Genomic DNA, 14,450 nt, shown 5'->3' with positions numbered 1-14,450 from the left:
CCGCCTGAATATCCTGTCCATTCTGGAGACCAATTACATGACGAACGCAACGACCGAGAGCAAGCAGGTCGCAATCAACGACATCGGCTCAGCCGACGACTTCCTTGCAGCGGTCGAACAGACCCTCAAGTTCTTCAACGACGGAGACCTCATCGAGGGCACCGTGGTGAAGATTGACCGCGACGAGGTGCTCCTCGACGTCGGTTACAAGACCGAGGGCGTTATCCCCTCGCGTGAGCTGTCCATCAAGCACGACGTCGACCCCGGTGAGGTCGTCGAGGTCGGCGACAGCGTCGAGGCGCTCGTGCTCCAGAAGGAGGACAAGGAAGGTCGCCTGATCCTGTCCAAGAAGCGTGCTCAGTACGAGCGCGCCTGGGGCGATGTCGAGAAGATCAAGGAGAACGAGGGTGTCGTCACGGGCACCGTCATCGAGGTCGTCAAGGGTGGCCTGATCGTCGACATTGGCCTCCGCGGCTTCCTCCCGGCCTCGCTCATCGAGCTCCGCCGCGTCCGCGACCTGACCCCGTACCTGGGCCAGGAGATCGAGGCGAAGATCCTCGAGCTCGACAAGAACCGCAACAACGTGGTCCTCTCGCGCCGCGCGCTCCTCGAGGAGACGCAGTCGGCGACCCGCTCCTCGTTCCTCGCCGAGCTCAAGCCCGGCCAGGTCCGCAAGGGCGTCATCTCGTCGATCGTCAACTTCGGTGCGTTCGTCGACCTGGGCGGCGTCGACGGCCTCGTCCACGTCTCGGAGCTCTCCTGGAAGCACATCGAGCACGCTTCGGACGTCGTCGAGGTCGGCCAGGAGGTCACCGTCGAGGTGCTCTCCGTCGAGCTCGACCGCGAGCGCGTCTCTCTGTCGCTCAAGGCGACGCAGGAGGATCCGTGGCAGGTCTTCGCCCGCACCCACGCGATCGGCCAGATCGCCCCGGGTGTCGTCACGAAGCTCGTCCCCTTCGGCGCGTTCGTGCGCGTTGCGGACGGCATCGAGGGCCTCGTCCACATCTCCGAGCTGTCGGGTCAGCACGTCGAGCTCGCTGAGCAGGTCGTTCAGGCCGGCCAGGAGGTCTTCGTCAAGATCATCGACATCGACCTGGAGCGCCGCCGCATCTCGCTCAGCCTCAAGCAGGCGAACGAGGGCGTCGATCCCGAGGGCACCGAGTTCGATCCGGCTCTGTACGGCATGGCCACGGAGTACGACGAGAACGGCGAGTACAAGTACCCCGAGGGCTTCGATCCGGAGACGCAGGAGTGGAAGGAAGGCTTCGAGACTCAGCGCGAGAAGTGGGAGCAGGATTACGCTGCTGCCCAGGAGCGCTGGGAGGCTCACAAGAAGCAGGTCGCCGCTTCGCTCGCCGAGGCAGCTGCCGCTCCCGCCGCAGACGCACCCTCCTCGAGCTTCTCGAGCGATTCCTCCTCGGCCGGCGCACTCGCCGACGACGAGGCGCTCGCGGCGCTCAAGGCGCAGCTCGAGGGCGGCAACTAAGCCCCGAGCGCAGCACCGACTGCACACAGGAAGGCCCGGTCACCCGAAAGGGTGCCGGGCCTTCCGGCGTATCTGGGCAGGATCGGTGCGGGCAGGATCGGTGCGGGCAGCGCGGTGCGGGCCGCGCGGTTCAGGCTGGACGTGCGGGTGCGGCTAGACCGTCTGGATCCCGGCGGTCGCCGCCGCCTCTTCGCGCCTGCGCCGCCGCGCCGCGATCGCGCGCCGCACCTGCCGCACGAGCAGCACGACGATGAGCACGAGCACGATCAGCGCGATGATCGGGACGACGACGGCCAGCACGGTGAGCACGACGGCGCCGATGTCCTCGAGCGTGCTCGCGGCGGCGGCTCCCGCGCCGCCCGTGACCATGTTGAGCACGGGGCGGCCGAGCGACTTCAGCGCGTGAGGGACGAGCGCGACCAGGATCCCGACGATGATCGGCCAAATTTGCCCGGAGGATACGAAGCTCGCTGGGTCGGTGACGGCGACCGTGTCGCTCGACGCGCCGGCCGCGAATACCATGCCACCTGAGGCGGGTCGCACGACGGTCTGCAAGATGTCGTTGATGCTGTCCAGCGCAGGGAACTTGTCGACGAGGATCTCGACGAGGAGCAGCACCCCCACGATCCCGAGGCTCCACTCGTTCTCGAGCCAGAGCCAGCCGGTGGGCAGCTCGACGAGGTCGGTGAAGCGCGAGAGCAGGCCGAGGCCGAGCAGCGGGATGTACGCGTTCAGTCCCGCGGACGCGGCAAGAACCGTGCCGGTGATGAGCTCGAGCATGATGAGACCTCCTCGCACCCCAGCATAGGCACTCCGAGCCGGCGAGCGGCAGGGCCTCGCGTCGCGATCCGGACACGATCAGGGGAAACTCTGCATGGCTATAGAATCTCCGCGTGCAACTCATCGTGCTGACCGGCGGAATTGCCTCCGGAAAATCAACGATCGGCCGCCGCCTCGAGACGCTTGGCGCGACGCGGATCGACTCCGACCAGCTCGCGCGCGAGGCGGTCGAGCCCGGCTCGCCGGGCCTTGCGGGCGTCGTTGCGCGCTTCGGCGCGGGGATCCTGCTGCCCGACGGCACCCTCGACCGCGCGGCCCTCGGCGCGATCGTGTTCGCGGATCCGGCGGCGCTCGCCGACCTGAACGGCATCGTGCACCCGGAGATCGCCCGGCTCTACGAGGCACGGCTCGCGGCGATCCGGGCGGCCGATCCCGACGCCATCGTCGTCTACGAGGTGCCGCTCCTCGTCGAGGGCGGCAAGACCGAGGGCTGGGATCTCATCCTCGTCGCCCATGCGCCGGCTGAGACGCGGGTCGCGCGCATGGTCACGCTCCGCGGCATGGACGAGGGGGAGGCGCGGCGGCGGATCGCAAACCAGGCGAGCGACGAGGAGCGCCTGGCCGTGGCCGACGAGGTGATCGACACGTCGGGCACGGAGGCCGAGACGCTCGAGCAGGTCGACCAACTCTGGGCGCGCCTCACGACGTAGCTTCCCGGGTCAAGGTGCTTGCCCGCCGCACTCGCCAGGATTTCTGCGTTCAGCTCGGCTGTCTGCCGAAATTCTTGAAGTTGAGTGCAGATCTCTGGGTGAGCGCTGCGAGTCGGCGGCGCGGACCGCGGAGCGCGCGGCTAGCGGCGGGCGAACTCGGCGATCCAGTCCAGCTGGATCTGGGCGAAGAACGCGATCACGAGGAAGCAGATGAGGATGATCACCCAGGACCAGGAGAGCAGGGTCTTGAAGGCCTCGCGGCGCTTCGCGGGGCCCGCGATCGCGCCGGAGGCGTCCGGGTGGAAGAGCGTGATCCAGAACAGCGGGATCGTGACCGTCCAGACGACCATGCACCAGGGGCAGAGCGTGCCGAGCACGTACACGCTCTGGGAAAAGAGCCAGAACACGAACACGATTCCGGCAAACAGCCCGAGCTGATAGACGCGCCAGAACCACGGCGCGAAGCGGGCGCCGGCGAGCAGCGCAACGCCGACGACGATCGGGGCCATGAAGGCCGCGACGCCGATGATCGTATTGCTGAAGCTGAGGAGCGAGCCCTGCCAGGATCCCATGTTGGGCCCGCAGGTGACGAGGATGCTGACGGCGCAGTTCGGCACGTAGTCCGGGTTCTGCAGCGTCTTGATGTACTCGGTCAGGAGCTCGAACGAGGCGAAAAAGCCGACGACGCCCGCGATGATCGTGAAGAGGGCGAACGCCAGGGGACGCTTGGTCGTGCGAGGCTCTGAGCTCATGCCGCGATCCTATCCATCCGGACTGTGAGATCGGTCGAGCGGGCGTTCGCTGCGGGCGCGCCTGCATGTTCAGCATGGTCATGACATAATGGACGACGGTGCGATTCCCACGCGGGAGTGTCGCACGCACAGTCTTTTGGGGATCGGAAGATCGCCATCGGTCGAGGATCGACCGAACGCGGATGAAAAATCCGCGGAGAACAGGATTTGCGGGAACCACCGCACGACACAGGTTCCCGGGACGAACGAGTTTCTCCCGGGCAGAGGAGACACCAGGAATGGTGAACAACACCACAGCATCGAACCCGGAAACGCCGGAATCGGAAGAAGCTGCACAGGACGCAGCGACCGAAACGGCCAAAACGACCGAGGAGCAGGCGCCGGACACGCCCGACGCGACCGCGGCAGAGACGTCGGGGGAGCTGGCGGGGGAGTCGGCCGAGGAGTCGGCGGCCGAGGCTGACGCCGACGCCGCGGCAACGCCGGACGCCGACGCCCAGCCCGCGAAGCCCGAGGGCCCGCAGCTGCTGCTCCCGCTCTCGGAGATGTCGCAGCAGGAGCGCTTCCGCGCGACGACGCGCCTCATCTTCTTGGCGCCTGACGTTCCGCCCGTGCAGCCGCGCCCGCGCCGCAGCGACTTCCGCCGCGCGGAGCACCCGCAGAGCGACTTCCGTCAGCTCGACGAGCTGCTCGACAGCCACATCAACCGCGACCACTCCCACCGCGACGACGATCGCGACGAGCGGGACTCGGGCCAGGGCCAGGGCCAGGGCTCGGGATCTCGCCGTGGCCGCAGGCGCTCTGGCGGCGACAGCCCGCGCGACGAGGTCGAGGAGCCCCGCCGCCAGCAGCGCCAGGCGCCCGTCATCACGGAGCCGCAGAAGGTCAAGGGCTCGACGCGGCTCGAGGCGAAGAAGCAGCGCCGCCGCGACGGCCGCGACGCGGGCCGCCGCCGCATGGTGATCACGGAGTCGGAGTTCCTCGCGCGCCGCGAGGCGGTCGACCGGGAGATGGTCGTGCGCACGACGGCAGACCGCGTGCAGATCGGCGTGCTCGAGGACAAGGTCCTCGTCGAGCACTACGTCGCGCGCTCGAGCGAGAGCTCGCTCATCGGCAACGTGTACCTCGGCCGCGTGCAGAACGTGCTGCCGAGCATGGAGGCCGCATTCGTCGACATCGGGCGCGGCCGCAACGCCGTGCTGTACTCGGGCGAGGTCGACTGGTCCGAGTTCGAGGGCAGCAACACGGCCCGCAAGATCGAGAACGCGCTGAAGCCGGGCGACCAGGTGCTCGTCCAGGTGACGAAGGATCCGGTCGGCCACAAGGGTGCGCGCCTCACGAGCCAGATCTCGCTGCCCGGCCGCTTCCTCGTCTACGTTCCCGGCGGCGCCATGAACGGCATCTCCCGGAAGCTCCCCGACACGGAGCGCGCACGCCTGAAGAAGATCCTGAAGGCCGTCCTGCCCTCCGGCGCCGGCGTGATCGTGCGCACCGCGGCCGAGGGTGCGAGCGAGGATCAGCTGACGCACGACGTGCAGCGCCTGACCAGGCAGTGGGAGTCGATCCAGAAGCGGGTCGAGAAGGGTGGCGCGCCCGCGCTGCTGCACTCCGAGCCCGACATGCTCATCAAGATCGTGCGCGACGTCTTCAACGAGGACTTCCAGAAGCTTCTCATCTCGGGCGCCGACACCTACGCGACGATCAGCGACTACCTCTCGCAGGTGGCGCCGGATCTGCTGCAGCGCGTCGAGCAGTACGAGGGCGACCGCGACGTCTTTGACGAATACCGGATCACCGAGCAGATCGCGAAGGCGCTCGACCGTAAGGTCTGGCTGCCCTCGGGCGGCTCGCTCGTGATCGACCGCACGGAGGCCATGACCGTGGTCGACGTGAACACCGGCAAGTTCGTCGGCTCGGGCGGCAACCTCGAGGAGACCGTCACGAAGAACAACCTCGAGGCCGCCGAGGAGATCGTGCGCCAGCTGCGGCTGCGCGACATCGGCGGGATCATCGTCGTCGACTTCATCGACATGGTGCTCGAGTCGAACCGCGACCTCGTGCTGCGCCGCCTCGTCGAGTGCCTCGGCCGCGACCGCACGAAGCACCAGGTCGCCGAGGTCACCTCGCTCGGCCTCGTCCAGATGACCCGCAAGAAGCTCGGCCTCGGCCTGCTCGAGTCGTTCAGCGAGCCCTGCGAGGTCTGCGCCGGGCGCGGGATCATCGTCCACCACGAGCCCGTCGCGAAGCACCGCGGCGGCGACAGCGGTGGATCGCGCAACCACTCGAAGCGCGGCAAGGGCGGCGGCAACGGCGGCCAGCAGAACCACGGCAACAGCCAGGCCGAGGCGAAGTCGCAGACGCACGCGCTGACCGACGGCGCGAAGAACATGCTCGCGCAGGTCGCGGCCTCCACGATCTCCGGCCTCAAGGAGAATGAGCGCGCCGAGGAGCACGCGGCCGAGGCCGCCGGCTCGGGTGCCCGCGGTGGCCATGGCGGCGCGGAGCGCGGCGGCGAGCAGCCGCAGCGCACCGGCCGCGTGCGCTCGCGCGCGGGCCGCGATCGCGGCGCGAGCGAGCAGGGTCAGTCGAGCCAGGCGGGTCAGTCGGGTCAGCCTCGCCAGCAGGCGCAGCAGTCGCCGTCGGCGCAGCAGGCCCAGCCGGCGCAGCATACGCCGCCGTCGGGGAACCTCCTCGACTCGGTGCTCGACGCGCTCCCCGAGGCTCCGGCAGCCGGCACTGGCCGCGCGAAGAACCGCAGGGTGACCCAGGCTGCTGGCAGCACGGCGGCCAAGGCCGCTCCCGCGGCGGACGCCGGCCACAAGGCCGACGACGCCCAGGCCGCGCAGCTCGCGCTCGCGGAGGCGCTCGACGCGACGGTGAAGCGCCGCGCGACCGGGGAAGAGTGACACGCGGGCGGCCTCATTTGACCGATACCGGTCATTCAAGATATTATTGAGCGTTGGTGCCGCCCTCGTGGGCGGCGAACATCTTAGACTTCGGACGCGGCCGGGCTGCGCTTCGACTCGGAAACGATCCTCGAGAAAAGGGTGACAAGTGGTTTACGCAGTAGTGCGCGCAGGCGGTCGACAGGAGAAGGTCGAGGTCGGCTCGATCATCACCGTGAATCGTGTGGCGGGTGACGCCAAGGGCAAGCTTGAGCTTCCCGCAGTGCTCCTCGTGGACGGCGATCAGGTGACGACCGACGCGGCGAAGCTCGCCAAGGTCAAGGTGACGGCTGAGGTCCTCGATGACCTCCGCGGCCCGAAGATCGTGATCCAGCGGTACAAGAACAAGACCGGTTACAAGAGCCGCCAGGGGCACCGTCAGGATCTGACGCGCCTCAAGGTCACCGGCATCAAGTAATCGCCGTAGAGCAGCACTGAAGGAGTAGAGACTCATGGCACATAAGAAGGGCGCCAGCTCGACCCGCAACGGCCGCGACTCGAACGCACAGCGTCTCGGCGTGAAGCGCTTCGGCGGCCAGCAGGTCAACGCCGGCGAGATCATCGTCCGCCAGCGCGGCACGCACTTCCACCCCGGCTCGAACGTGGGCCGCGGTGGCGACGACACCCTGTTCGCGCTTGCCGCGGGCGAGGTTGCGTTCGGTGTGAAGGGCGGCCGCAAGGTCGTCAACATCGTGACCGCTGCCTAACCAGGCACATCAACGGCGAGGCGGGCTTCGGCTCGCCTTTTGCCGTATCTAGGGAAGGAAACGAGGCATGGCCACGTTCGTAGATCGCGTGCAGGTGCACCTCCAGGCCGGGCGCGGCGGCAACGGCTGCGTCTCGATCCGGCGCGAGAAGTTCAAGCCGCTCGCGGGCCCAGACGGCGGCGCGGGCGGGCACGGCGGTGACATCGTGCTGCTCGCGGATCCGCAGGTCACGACGCTCCTCGACTTCCACAGGCGGCCGCACCGCAGCGCGGAGAACGGCGGCTACGGCGCCGGCGACTACCGCGCGGGCACGAACGGCGAGGAGATGGTCCTCTCGGTTCCCGTCGGCACGGTCGTGAAGGACGAGGCCGGCGAGACGATCATCGATCTCGACGAGCCCGGCCTGCGCTACGTCGCGGCCAAGGGCGGGATCGGCGGCCTCGGCAACCACGCGCTCGCGAGCTCGAAGCGTAAGGCTCCCGGCTTCGCACTGCTCGGCACGGAGGGGTGGGCGGGTTCGCTCACCCTGGAGCTCAAGACGATCGCCGACGTCGCGTTCGTCGGCTACCCCTCCGCGGGCAAGTCGAGCCTGATCGCGGCGATGAGCGCCGCGAAGCCGAAGATCGCCGACTACCCCTTCACCACGCTGCACCCGAACCTGGGCGTCGTGCAGGCGGGGGAGCGGCGCTTCACCGTCGCCGACGTTCCCGGCCTCATCGAGGGCGCGAGCGAGGGCAAGGGACTCGGCCTCGACTTCCTGCGCCACGTCGAGCGCTGCAGCGCGCTGCTGCACGTGCTCGACTGCGCGACCCTCGAGCCGGGCCGCGATCCGCTCTCCGATCTCGAGGTCATCAAGGGCGAGCTCGCGGCGTATCCCGTGCCCGAGGGCCAGATCCCGCTGCTCGAGCGCCCCCAGCTCGTCGCGCTCAACAAGATCGACGTGCCCGAGGCGCGCGAGCTCGCCGACTTCGTGCGGCCCGAGCTCGAGGCGCAGGGCTACCGCGTGTTCGAGATCTCGACCGTCTCCCACGAGGGCCTGCGCGAGCTCGGCTTCGCGCTCGGCCAGCTCGTCGAGGACGAGCGCGAGCGCCGGATCGCCGAGGAGCCCGAGCGCGAGCGTATCGTGCTCACCCCGAAGGCCGTGAACGACGGCGGCTTCCGCGTCGTCACCGAGGGCGGCACCTACGGCACGCTGTATCGCGTGCTGGGGGCGAAGCCCGAGCGCTGGGTCGCGCAGACCGACTTCACGAACGACGAGGCCGTCGGCTACCTGGCCGACCGCCTGCAGAAGGTCGGCGTCGAGGACGCGCTCGTGAAGGCGGGCGCGACGGCCGGCTCCACGGTCGTGATCGGGCCCGGATCCGGAGTCGTCTTCGACTGGGAGCCCACGGTCACGAGCGCCGCCGAGGTCCAGATGGGCGCGCGCGGATCGGATCTGCGCGTCGACCCGAACTCGCGCCGCACCAACAAGGAGCGCCGCGCCGAGTACCACGACCGCATGGACGCGAAGGCCGAGGCCCGCGCGGAGCTCGAGCGCGAGCGTGAGGCCGGCATGTGGGGCGAGGAGCAGTGACCGCGGGCGACGCGGCAGGGGAGTCGATCGGCGCTGAGCTGCTCGCGGCGCGCCGGATCGTCGTCAAGGTCGGCTCGTCGTCGGTGAGCGGGGAGAACGCCGGGAACATCCCGACGCTCGTCTCCGCGCTCGCGCGGCTGCACGTCGCGGGCGCCGAGGTGATCCTCGTCTCCAGCGGCGCGATCGCGACGGGCGTGCCGTTCCTCCGCCTGGACGAGCGCCCCTCGGACCTCGCGACGCAGCAGGCCGCCGCGGCCGTCGGCCAGAACATCCTGGTCAACCGCTACCAGCGCGCACTCACGACCCACGAGATCATCGCGGGCCAGGTGCTCCTGACCGCGAACGACATCGAGAACCCGACCCACCGCGGCAACGCGCGGCGCGCGATCCAGCGCCTGCTGGAGCTCGGGATCCTCCCGATCATCAACGAGAACGACACGGTCGCGACGCACGAGATCCGGTTCGGCGACAACGATCGCCTCGCGGCGCTCGTCGCCCGGCTCATCGGCGCCGATCGTCTCGTGCTGCTCTCCGACGTCGACGCGCTCTACACGGCGCCGCCGAACGTGGTGGGCGCCGAGCGCATCGCGCACGTGCCCCACGGCGATCCGCTCGACGGGATCGAGATCGGCGAGAGCCAGTCGGGCTGGGGGACCGGCGGCGCCTCGACGAAGGTCCAGGCGGCGCGGCTCGCGGCCGACGCGGGCGCGGCGGTGCTGCTCACAGAGACGAAACTCCTGAACGCGGTGCTCGACGGGGCCGACCACGGCACGCGCTTCGATGCGGCGGTGACGGACTAGGCTGGACAGCATGTCTAGCGCCGATCCCTTCCTCGCCAAGCTCGACCGCGCGCGCGTCGCCGCACGCTCGCTCGCGACCGTCACGACGACCCAGAAGAACGAGGCGCTCGAGGCGATCGCCCGCGGCCTCGAGGCCGCCGTGCCGGAGATCGTCGAGGCGAACGCGCTCGACCTCGCGCGCGGCGGGGCGAACGGCATCGGCGACGGCCTGCTCGACCGGCTGCGGCTCGACGAGGCGCGGATCTTCGCGCTCGCGTCCGCCGTGCGCGACATCATCGCGCTGCCGGATCCGGTCGGCGAGATCGTGCGCGGCAGCACGCTCGCGAACGGGATCAAGATCAGCCAGGTCAGGGTGCCCTTCGGTGTCGTCGGCGCGATCTACGAGGCGCGCCCCAACGTGACGGTGGACATCGCGGCCATCGCGCTGAAGAGCGGCAACGGCGCGGTGCTCCGCGGCGGCAGCGCGGCGGAGGATTCGAACCGGGTGCTCGTCTCCGTGATCCAGCGCGCGATCGCGAGCGCCGGTCTCGACGGCGACGCGGTGCAGACGGTCGACGAGTTTGGGCGCGAGGGCGCGGGCCGGCTCATGCGGGCGCGCGGCTACGTCGACGTCCTGATCCCGCGCGGAAGTGCCGGGCTCATCTCGACCGTCGTGCAGGAGTCGACCGTCCCCGTGATCGAGACGGGCGCCGGCATCGTGCACGTCTACGTCGACGCGACGGCCGACGAGGAGATGGCGGTCGCGATCGTCACGAACGCGAAGACCCACCGGCCGAGCGTGTGCAACGCGGCCGAGACGCTGCTCGTGCACCGCGACGCGGCCGAGCGCCTGCTGCCGCGCCTCGTCGGCGCCCTGACCGAGGCGGGCGTCGCCGTCGAGGGCGACGAGCTCGCGCAGCGAGCGGGATCCGGAATCGCGGCCGCATCAGAGGAGACGTGGGCGACCGAGCACCTCGCGCTCGAGATGGGCGTCAAGGTCGTCGACTCGATCGACGAGGCCATCGCCCATATCGACCGCTTCTCGACGCGGCACACAGAGTCGATTGTCACCGAGGACTACCAGAACGCCGAGCGCTTCCTCGCAGAGGTGGACTCCGCGGTCGTCATGGTCAACGCCTCGACCCGTTTCACGGACGGCGGCGAGTTCGGCTTCGGGGCCGAGGTCGGGATCTCGACCCAGAAGCTGCACGCGCGCGGCCCCATGGGCCTGCAGGAACTCACGAGCACGAAGTGGCTCGTGCGGGGCGCCGGTCAGATCCGCTGAGCCAAACCCGGTACACTGGTAAAGATTTCACCTACACGTCACGAATACAGGGGTCTCAATGTCACTTGTCGCCACGATCGTCGCCGCCGCTGAAGAGGGGCACCACGTCGTCAACGAGCTGCCGATCCCCGGCTTCTTCTTCGGCGTCATCGCCTTCGTCGCGTTCACCGCGATGGCCGCGGTCGTCTTCTCCTTCCGTGATGTCGCGAACCGCCACGCAGCCAAGGCCGAGGCGTACGCGCGCGAGCACGGCGCGGGCACGCAGCAGCACTGATCGGGCGCGATTCGAAGGTGGCTACCAAACGCCGCGTCGGGGTGATGGGCGGCACCTTCGACCCGATCCACCACGGCCACCTCGTGGCCGCGAGCGAGGTCGCGCAGAGCTTTGAGCTCGATGAGGTGATCTTCGTTCCGACCGGGCGGCCCTGGCAGAAGGAGCACGTCTCGCCGAGCGAGCACCGCTACCTGATGACCGTGATCGCGACCGCGTCGAACCCGCGCTTCACCGTGAGCCGAGTCGACGTCGATCGCGCGGGGCCCACGTACACGGTCGACACGCTGAAGGATCTGCGCGAGCAGATGCCCGACGCAGAGTTGTTCTTTATCTCGGGGGCCGACGCGGTCGAGCAGATCCTGAGCTGGAAGGACGTGGACCGGCTCTGGGAGCTGGCCCACTTCATCGCGGTTTCGCGTCCTGGCCACGAACTTTCGCTGTCCGGGCTCTCAGGTGAACACGTCAGCCTATTAGAAGTGCCGGCGCTCGCGATCTCATCGACGGACTGCCGGGCACGGGTTGCTCGCGGGTATCCGGTGTGGTATCTCGTGCCGGACGGCGTCGTGCAGTACATTGCGAAGCACGGCTTGTATACCGAGGAAGCGACAAAACATGAGTGAGCAGGACGAACAGCGGCCGCTAACGCGCCGCGAACGCCGCATGCGCGAGATGGGGGAGACGGGTCAGCTCGATCTCTCCGAGGCCCAGGTGACCCCTCCCGCGAAGGCGGAGACCGAGGACGTCACGGCCGAGAGCGCGCCCGCGAGCGACGCCTCGCCGGCCAGCGCCGACGCCGCGGCCCCCGCCGCGCCGGCCGAGATCGAGATTTCCCCGTTCAACGAGGACGGGACGCCGCGCAGCCGGCGAGAGATCCGAGCGCTGCGCGAGGCGGCGGCCGTTGAGCTCGCGGCCGCGCGGGCCGCTGCGGCTCCGGCTGAGGTTGAGGAGTCGGCGGCTGATGCTGCTGCTGAGGATTCCGCTGCCGAGGATTCTGCTGCTGACGAGGCGGCCGAGGTCGCCGCGGCCGAGGAGGCCGCCCCGACCGAGTCGGCCGAGCTGGAGATCGAGGCTGAGGAGCTTGAGTCCTCGGAGATCCGCGAGGTCGAGACCGAAGCATCCGAGGCCGCTGAGGCCGAGGCTGAGGGCGAGGATCTGACCGAGGGCGACGAGGCCCAGGATCAGGACGCCGAGGCTGCCGCGATCGTCGGCGAGGGTGCCGACGCGGTCCCCGCCGAGGAGGCCGCGATGTCGGTCGAGCCCGAGGCAGGCCCCGCGCCGCTCGACGGCGAACCCGACTTCGACTCGCTGATCGCTCCGCCGACCGAGCCGTTCACCGTGCAGGACCTCCGCGACGCGGAGAACGGCGGATCCGCCGCGCAGGCCCAGTCGGACGACGTCGCCGAGCTGCTGGCACAGGGCGAGGCCGCCGCTGAAGTTGACGCTGATGCGGGAGCGCCGGTTGAGGCTGAGGTCGCCGAGGAGCCCGTCGTCGCCGAGGCCGCCGAGGAGGAGGCCGCCGCAAAGCCGAAGCGCCGCTTCTGGAAGCGCAACAAGGGCGAGCAGGCCGCTGAGGCTGAGGCTGCTCCGGTCGAGGTTGAGGCCGAGACCGTGACCGAGACCGAGTCCGCCCCTGTGGTCGCAGAGTCCGTCGATCCGGAGCCCGCTGTCGAGGCCGCGCCCGAGACTGCTGCCGAGGATCCCGCGCAGGAGCAGGCCGAAGAGGCGGCCGAGGTCATCGAGATCCCGGCGGAGCCCGCGGACGTGCTGCCCGAGGCCGCGCCGACGGAGGAGGCGGTGGCCGAGGCTGAGCCGAAGCCCGCCGTGCAGCCGAGCCCGGATCAGAAGGAGTCGTACTCGTTCCCGGATATCGCGCCGCCCGAGGAGTGGCGTTCGGTGTTCGATGATCCGTCGTCGCGCACGATGCCGGGGCCCGCGAAGGCCGACGGCGACTTCGACGACCTGATCTCGCGCGCCGTGGCGCAGGAGGGATCGGGCGGGCAGAACACGTCGGCCCTGATCCTGCCGAACATGCCGGAGGACACCGGCGGGCTGAGCGGCCCGCTCGGCACGACGGGTGACCTGTACGTGACCGGCTCCATGAAGCTCCCGAAGTCGCTCGGCGAGACCGGCGGGCACGCGGCGCTGCACGACTCGATCGAGATGGATCCCATCACGGGGGAGGCCCCCGAGGAGGCGCCGGCGGCGTCCGAGGGGCCGGCTCCCGTGTCGGCGCGCCACGCAGTGAGCGCGCGCGTGCAGACTGACATGCCGGTCGTCGCGAAGCCCGCGAAGGAGAAGAGCAAGCTTCCGCTCGTGCTCTCCCTCACCGGCGGCGGGCTCGTCGTCGCGGTCGCTGGAATCGCCATCTGGGGTGCCAGCAACGGGATGTTCGGATAACCTCATTGAGGTGGGTTGCGCACGCGGCCCCAAGACAGAAGGAAAGACGCTGAGCGCAGAATCGAAGCCCACCCGAGACGTGATCGCAGACCTGGCGACGGCGGTGCGCGCCGCCGACTCCAAGGGGGCCACCGGCCCCGTTGCGCTCGAGGTGACGGAGCAGTTCGGCCTCGCCGATGTGTTCCTCATCGTGAGCGGCTCAGTCGAACGGAACGTGCAGGCCATCTCAGACGAGGTCGAGGACGCGCTCAACGACTCCGGCGTGCGCACGATCCGCCGCGAGGGGCGCGAGAGCGGGCGCTGGGTGCTGCTCGACTTCGGCGACCTCATCGTGCACGTCTTCCACCAGGAAGAGCGGGACTTTTACCAGCTCGAGCGGCTGTGGCAGGACTGCCCGCTGATCGACATCTCGGGCATGATCGACACGCCGAATCCGGCCGACGATTTGCAGGGTTCGGATGTTCCTGGTGTAAAGTAGAAGAGTTGTCGGGGGAGCATTCCTCCGACTTCACCTGGGTCTGTGGCGCAGCTGGTAGCGCACCTGCATGGCATGCAGGGGGTCAGGGGTTCGAGTCCCCTCAGATCCACCACCGAAAGCCCGCCGCTGGCGGGCTTTCTTTGTTTCTCCGGCTGCATTGTCGCGGCAAGGTCGACTGCGGGGAAGCGTGGGCGCGGCGCGGTTCTGAAGCCGAGAAGGCCATGGGTCGCCTGAGGATTGATCAGGCTCGGTCTTGCACGATTTTGCGGTGGCCCACGTGTTTG

The 14,450-nt window shown here is 69.3% G+C and carries 14 protein-coding genes and 1 tRNA gene; 13 read left to right on the top strand and 2 right to left on the bottom strand.

Annotated features, from left to right (window positions below; translation table 11 throughout):
• Positions 1-37: 37 nt before the first annotated feature.
• Entirely contained in the window at positions 38-1,486 is a 1,449-nt protein-coding gene (gene rpsA / locus ACOPJ3_RS10075; protein ID WP_427869037.1) for a 30S ribosomal protein S1, read from the top strand.
• A 153-nt stretch (positions 1,487-1,639) separates the two neighbouring features.
• Here the strand turns inward: rpsA and ACOPJ3_RS10070 are convergent, their stop codons facing one another.
• Positions 1,640-2,266, bottom strand: coding sequence for a DUF4126 domain-containing protein (locus ACOPJ3_RS10070; RefSeq protein WP_427869036.1), 627 nt, complete (start codon positions 2,264-2,266; stop codon positions 1,640-1,642).
• Positions 2,267-2,379: 113 nt separating this feature from the next.
• Between ACOPJ3_RS10070 and coaE the strand changes: the two genes are divergently transcribed.
• A complete protein-coding gene (gene coaE / locus ACOPJ3_RS10065; RefSeq protein ID WP_427869035.1) occupies positions 2,380-2,976 on the top strand; it encodes a dephospho-CoA kinase in 597 nt (198 codons plus the stop codon).
• A 140-nt stretch (positions 2,977-3,116) separates the two neighbouring features.
• Here coaE and ACOPJ3_RS10060 read toward each other — a convergent pair whose 3' ends face one another.
• Positions 3,117-3,728 carry a vitamin K epoxide reductase family protein gene (locus tag ACOPJ3_RS10060; RefSeq protein WP_427869034.1) on the bottom strand — a complete coding sequence of 204 codons (612 nt, stop codon included), beginning with the start codon at positions 3,726-3,728 and terminating at the stop codon, positions 3,117-3,119.
• A 278-nt stretch (positions 3,729-4,006) separates the two neighbouring features.
• Between ACOPJ3_RS10060 and ACOPJ3_RS10055 the strand changes: the two genes are divergently transcribed.
• The 11 genes from ACOPJ3_RS10055 to ACOPJ3_RS10005 all read left to right on the top strand — a co-directional run bounded on the left by ACOPJ3_RS10055 (position 4,007) and on the right by ACOPJ3_RS10005 (position 14,278).
• On the top strand, positions 4,007-6,634 hold the full coding sequence (locus tag ACOPJ3_RS10055; protein ID WP_427869033.1) for an Rne/Rng family ribonuclease: 2,628 nt from the start codon (positions 4,007-4,009) through the stop codon (positions 6,632-6,634).
• Positions 6,635-6,782: 148 nt separating this feature from the next.
• Positions 6,783-7,091: a 50S ribosomal protein L21 gene (gene rplU, locus ACOPJ3_RS10050; protein WP_200131671.1), complete on the top strand. Its 309-nt coding sequence runs from the start codon at positions 6,783-6,785 to the stop codon at positions 7,089-7,091.
• A 34-nt stretch (positions 7,092-7,125) separates the two neighbouring features.
• Positions 7,126-7,380, top strand: a complete 255-nt coding sequence (gene rpmA / locus ACOPJ3_RS10045) for a 50S ribosomal protein L27 (protein ID WP_427869032.1) — start codon at positions 7,126-7,128, stop codon at positions 7,378-7,380.
• Positions 7,381-7,447: 67 nt separating this feature from the next.
• Positions 7,448-8,953 carry a GTPase ObgE gene (gene obgE, locus ACOPJ3_RS10040; protein ID WP_427869031.1) on the top strand — a complete coding sequence of 502 codons (1,506 nt, stop codon included), beginning with the start codon at positions 7,448-7,450 and terminating at the stop codon, positions 8,951-8,953.
• Entirely contained in the window at positions 8,950-9,753 is an 804-nt protein-coding gene (gene proB / locus ACOPJ3_RS10035) for a glutamate 5-kinase (protein ID WP_427869030.1), read from the top strand. The genes obgE and proB overlap by 4 nt, the downstream gene beginning before the upstream one ends.
• A 10-nt stretch (positions 9,754-9,763) precedes the next feature.
• Positions 9,764-11,017: a glutamate-5-semialdehyde dehydrogenase gene (locus tag ACOPJ3_RS10030; RefSeq protein ID WP_427869029.1), complete on the top strand. Its 1,254-nt coding sequence runs from the start codon at positions 9,764-9,766 to the stop codon at positions 11,015-11,017.
• A gap of 58 nt (positions 11,018-11,075) precedes the next feature.
• Positions 11,076-11,291, top strand: coding sequence for a hypothetical protein (locus tag ACOPJ3_RS10025; RefSeq protein WP_427869028.1), 216 nt, complete (start codon positions 11,076-11,078; stop codon positions 11,289-11,291).
• Between the two features lie 17 nt (positions 11,292-11,308).
• Positions 11,309-11,911 (top strand): nicotinate-nucleotide adenylyltransferase, encoded by a 603-nt coding sequence (gene nadD, locus ACOPJ3_RS10020; protein ID WP_427869027.1) that lies wholly within the window; start codon positions 11,309-11,311, stop codon positions 11,909-11,911.
• The gene (locus tag ACOPJ3_RS10015; protein ID WP_427869026.1) at positions 11,904-13,688 is read left to right on the top strand and encodes a hypothetical protein; all 1,785 of its coding nucleotides are present in this window, start codon (positions 11,904-11,906) and stop codon (positions 13,686-13,688) included. The genes nadD and ACOPJ3_RS10015 overlap by 8 nt, the downstream gene beginning before the upstream one ends.
• An 82-nt stretch (positions 13,689-13,770) precedes the next feature.
• Positions 13,771-14,166: a ribosome silencing factor gene (gene rsfS, locus ACOPJ3_RS10010; protein WP_427871214.1), complete on the top strand. Its 396-nt coding sequence runs from the start codon at positions 13,771-13,773 to the stop codon at positions 14,164-14,166.
• 36 nt (positions 14,167-14,202) lie between these two features.
• Positions 14,203-14,278, top strand: a tRNA-Ala gene (locus ACOPJ3_RS10005).
• Positions 14,279-14,450 lie beyond the last annotated feature (172 nt).

The sequence above is a fragment of the Leucobacter luti genome, assembly GCF_050310065.1.
GTDB lineage: Bacteria > Actinomycetota > Actinomycetes > Actinomycetales > Microbacteriaceae > Leucobacter > Leucobacter luti_B.
The sequence above is the reverse complement of the archived record's forward strand: the minus strand, read 5'-3'. Positions and strand labels throughout refer to the sequence as shown.

Excerpts from the sequence above, each read along its gene's own strand:
- ACOPJ3_RS10060 (WP_427869034.1), bottom strand. The coding sequence starts at position 3,728 with ATGAGCTCAGAGCCTCGCACGACCAAGCGTCCCCTGGCGTTCGCCCTC.
- rpsA (WP_427869037.1), top strand. The coding sequence starts at position 38 with ATGACGAACGCAACGACCGAGAGCAAGCAGGTCGCAATCAACGACATC.
- ACOPJ3_RS10025 (WP_427869028.1), top strand. The coding sequence starts at position 11,076 with ATGTCACTTGTCGCCACGATCGTCGCCGCCGCTGAAGAGGGGCACCAC.
- ACOPJ3_RS10015 (WP_427869026.1), top strand. The coding sequence starts at position 11,904 with ATGAGTGAGCAGGACGAACAGCGGCCGCTAACGCGCCGCGAACGCCGC.
- rpmA (WP_427869032.1), top strand. The coding sequence starts at position 7,126 with ATGGCACATAAGAAGGGCGCCAGCTCGACCCGCAACGGCCGCGACTCG.
- obgE (WP_427869031.1), top strand. The coding sequence starts at position 7,448 with ATGGCCACGTTCGTAGATCGCGTGCAGGTGCACCTCCAGGCCGGGCGC.
- ACOPJ3_RS10030 (WP_427869029.1), top strand. The coding sequence starts at position 9,764 with ATGTCTAGCGCCGATCCCTTCCTCGCCAAGCTCGACCGCGCGCGCGTC.
- ACOPJ3_RS10070 (WP_427869036.1), bottom strand. The coding sequence starts at position 2,266 with ATGCTCGAGCTCATCACCGGCACGGTTCTTGCCGCGTCCGCGGGACTG.
- ACOPJ3_RS10055 (WP_427869033.1), top strand. The coding sequence starts at position 4,007 with ATGGTGAACAACACCACAGCATCGAACCCGGAAACGCCGGAATCGGAA.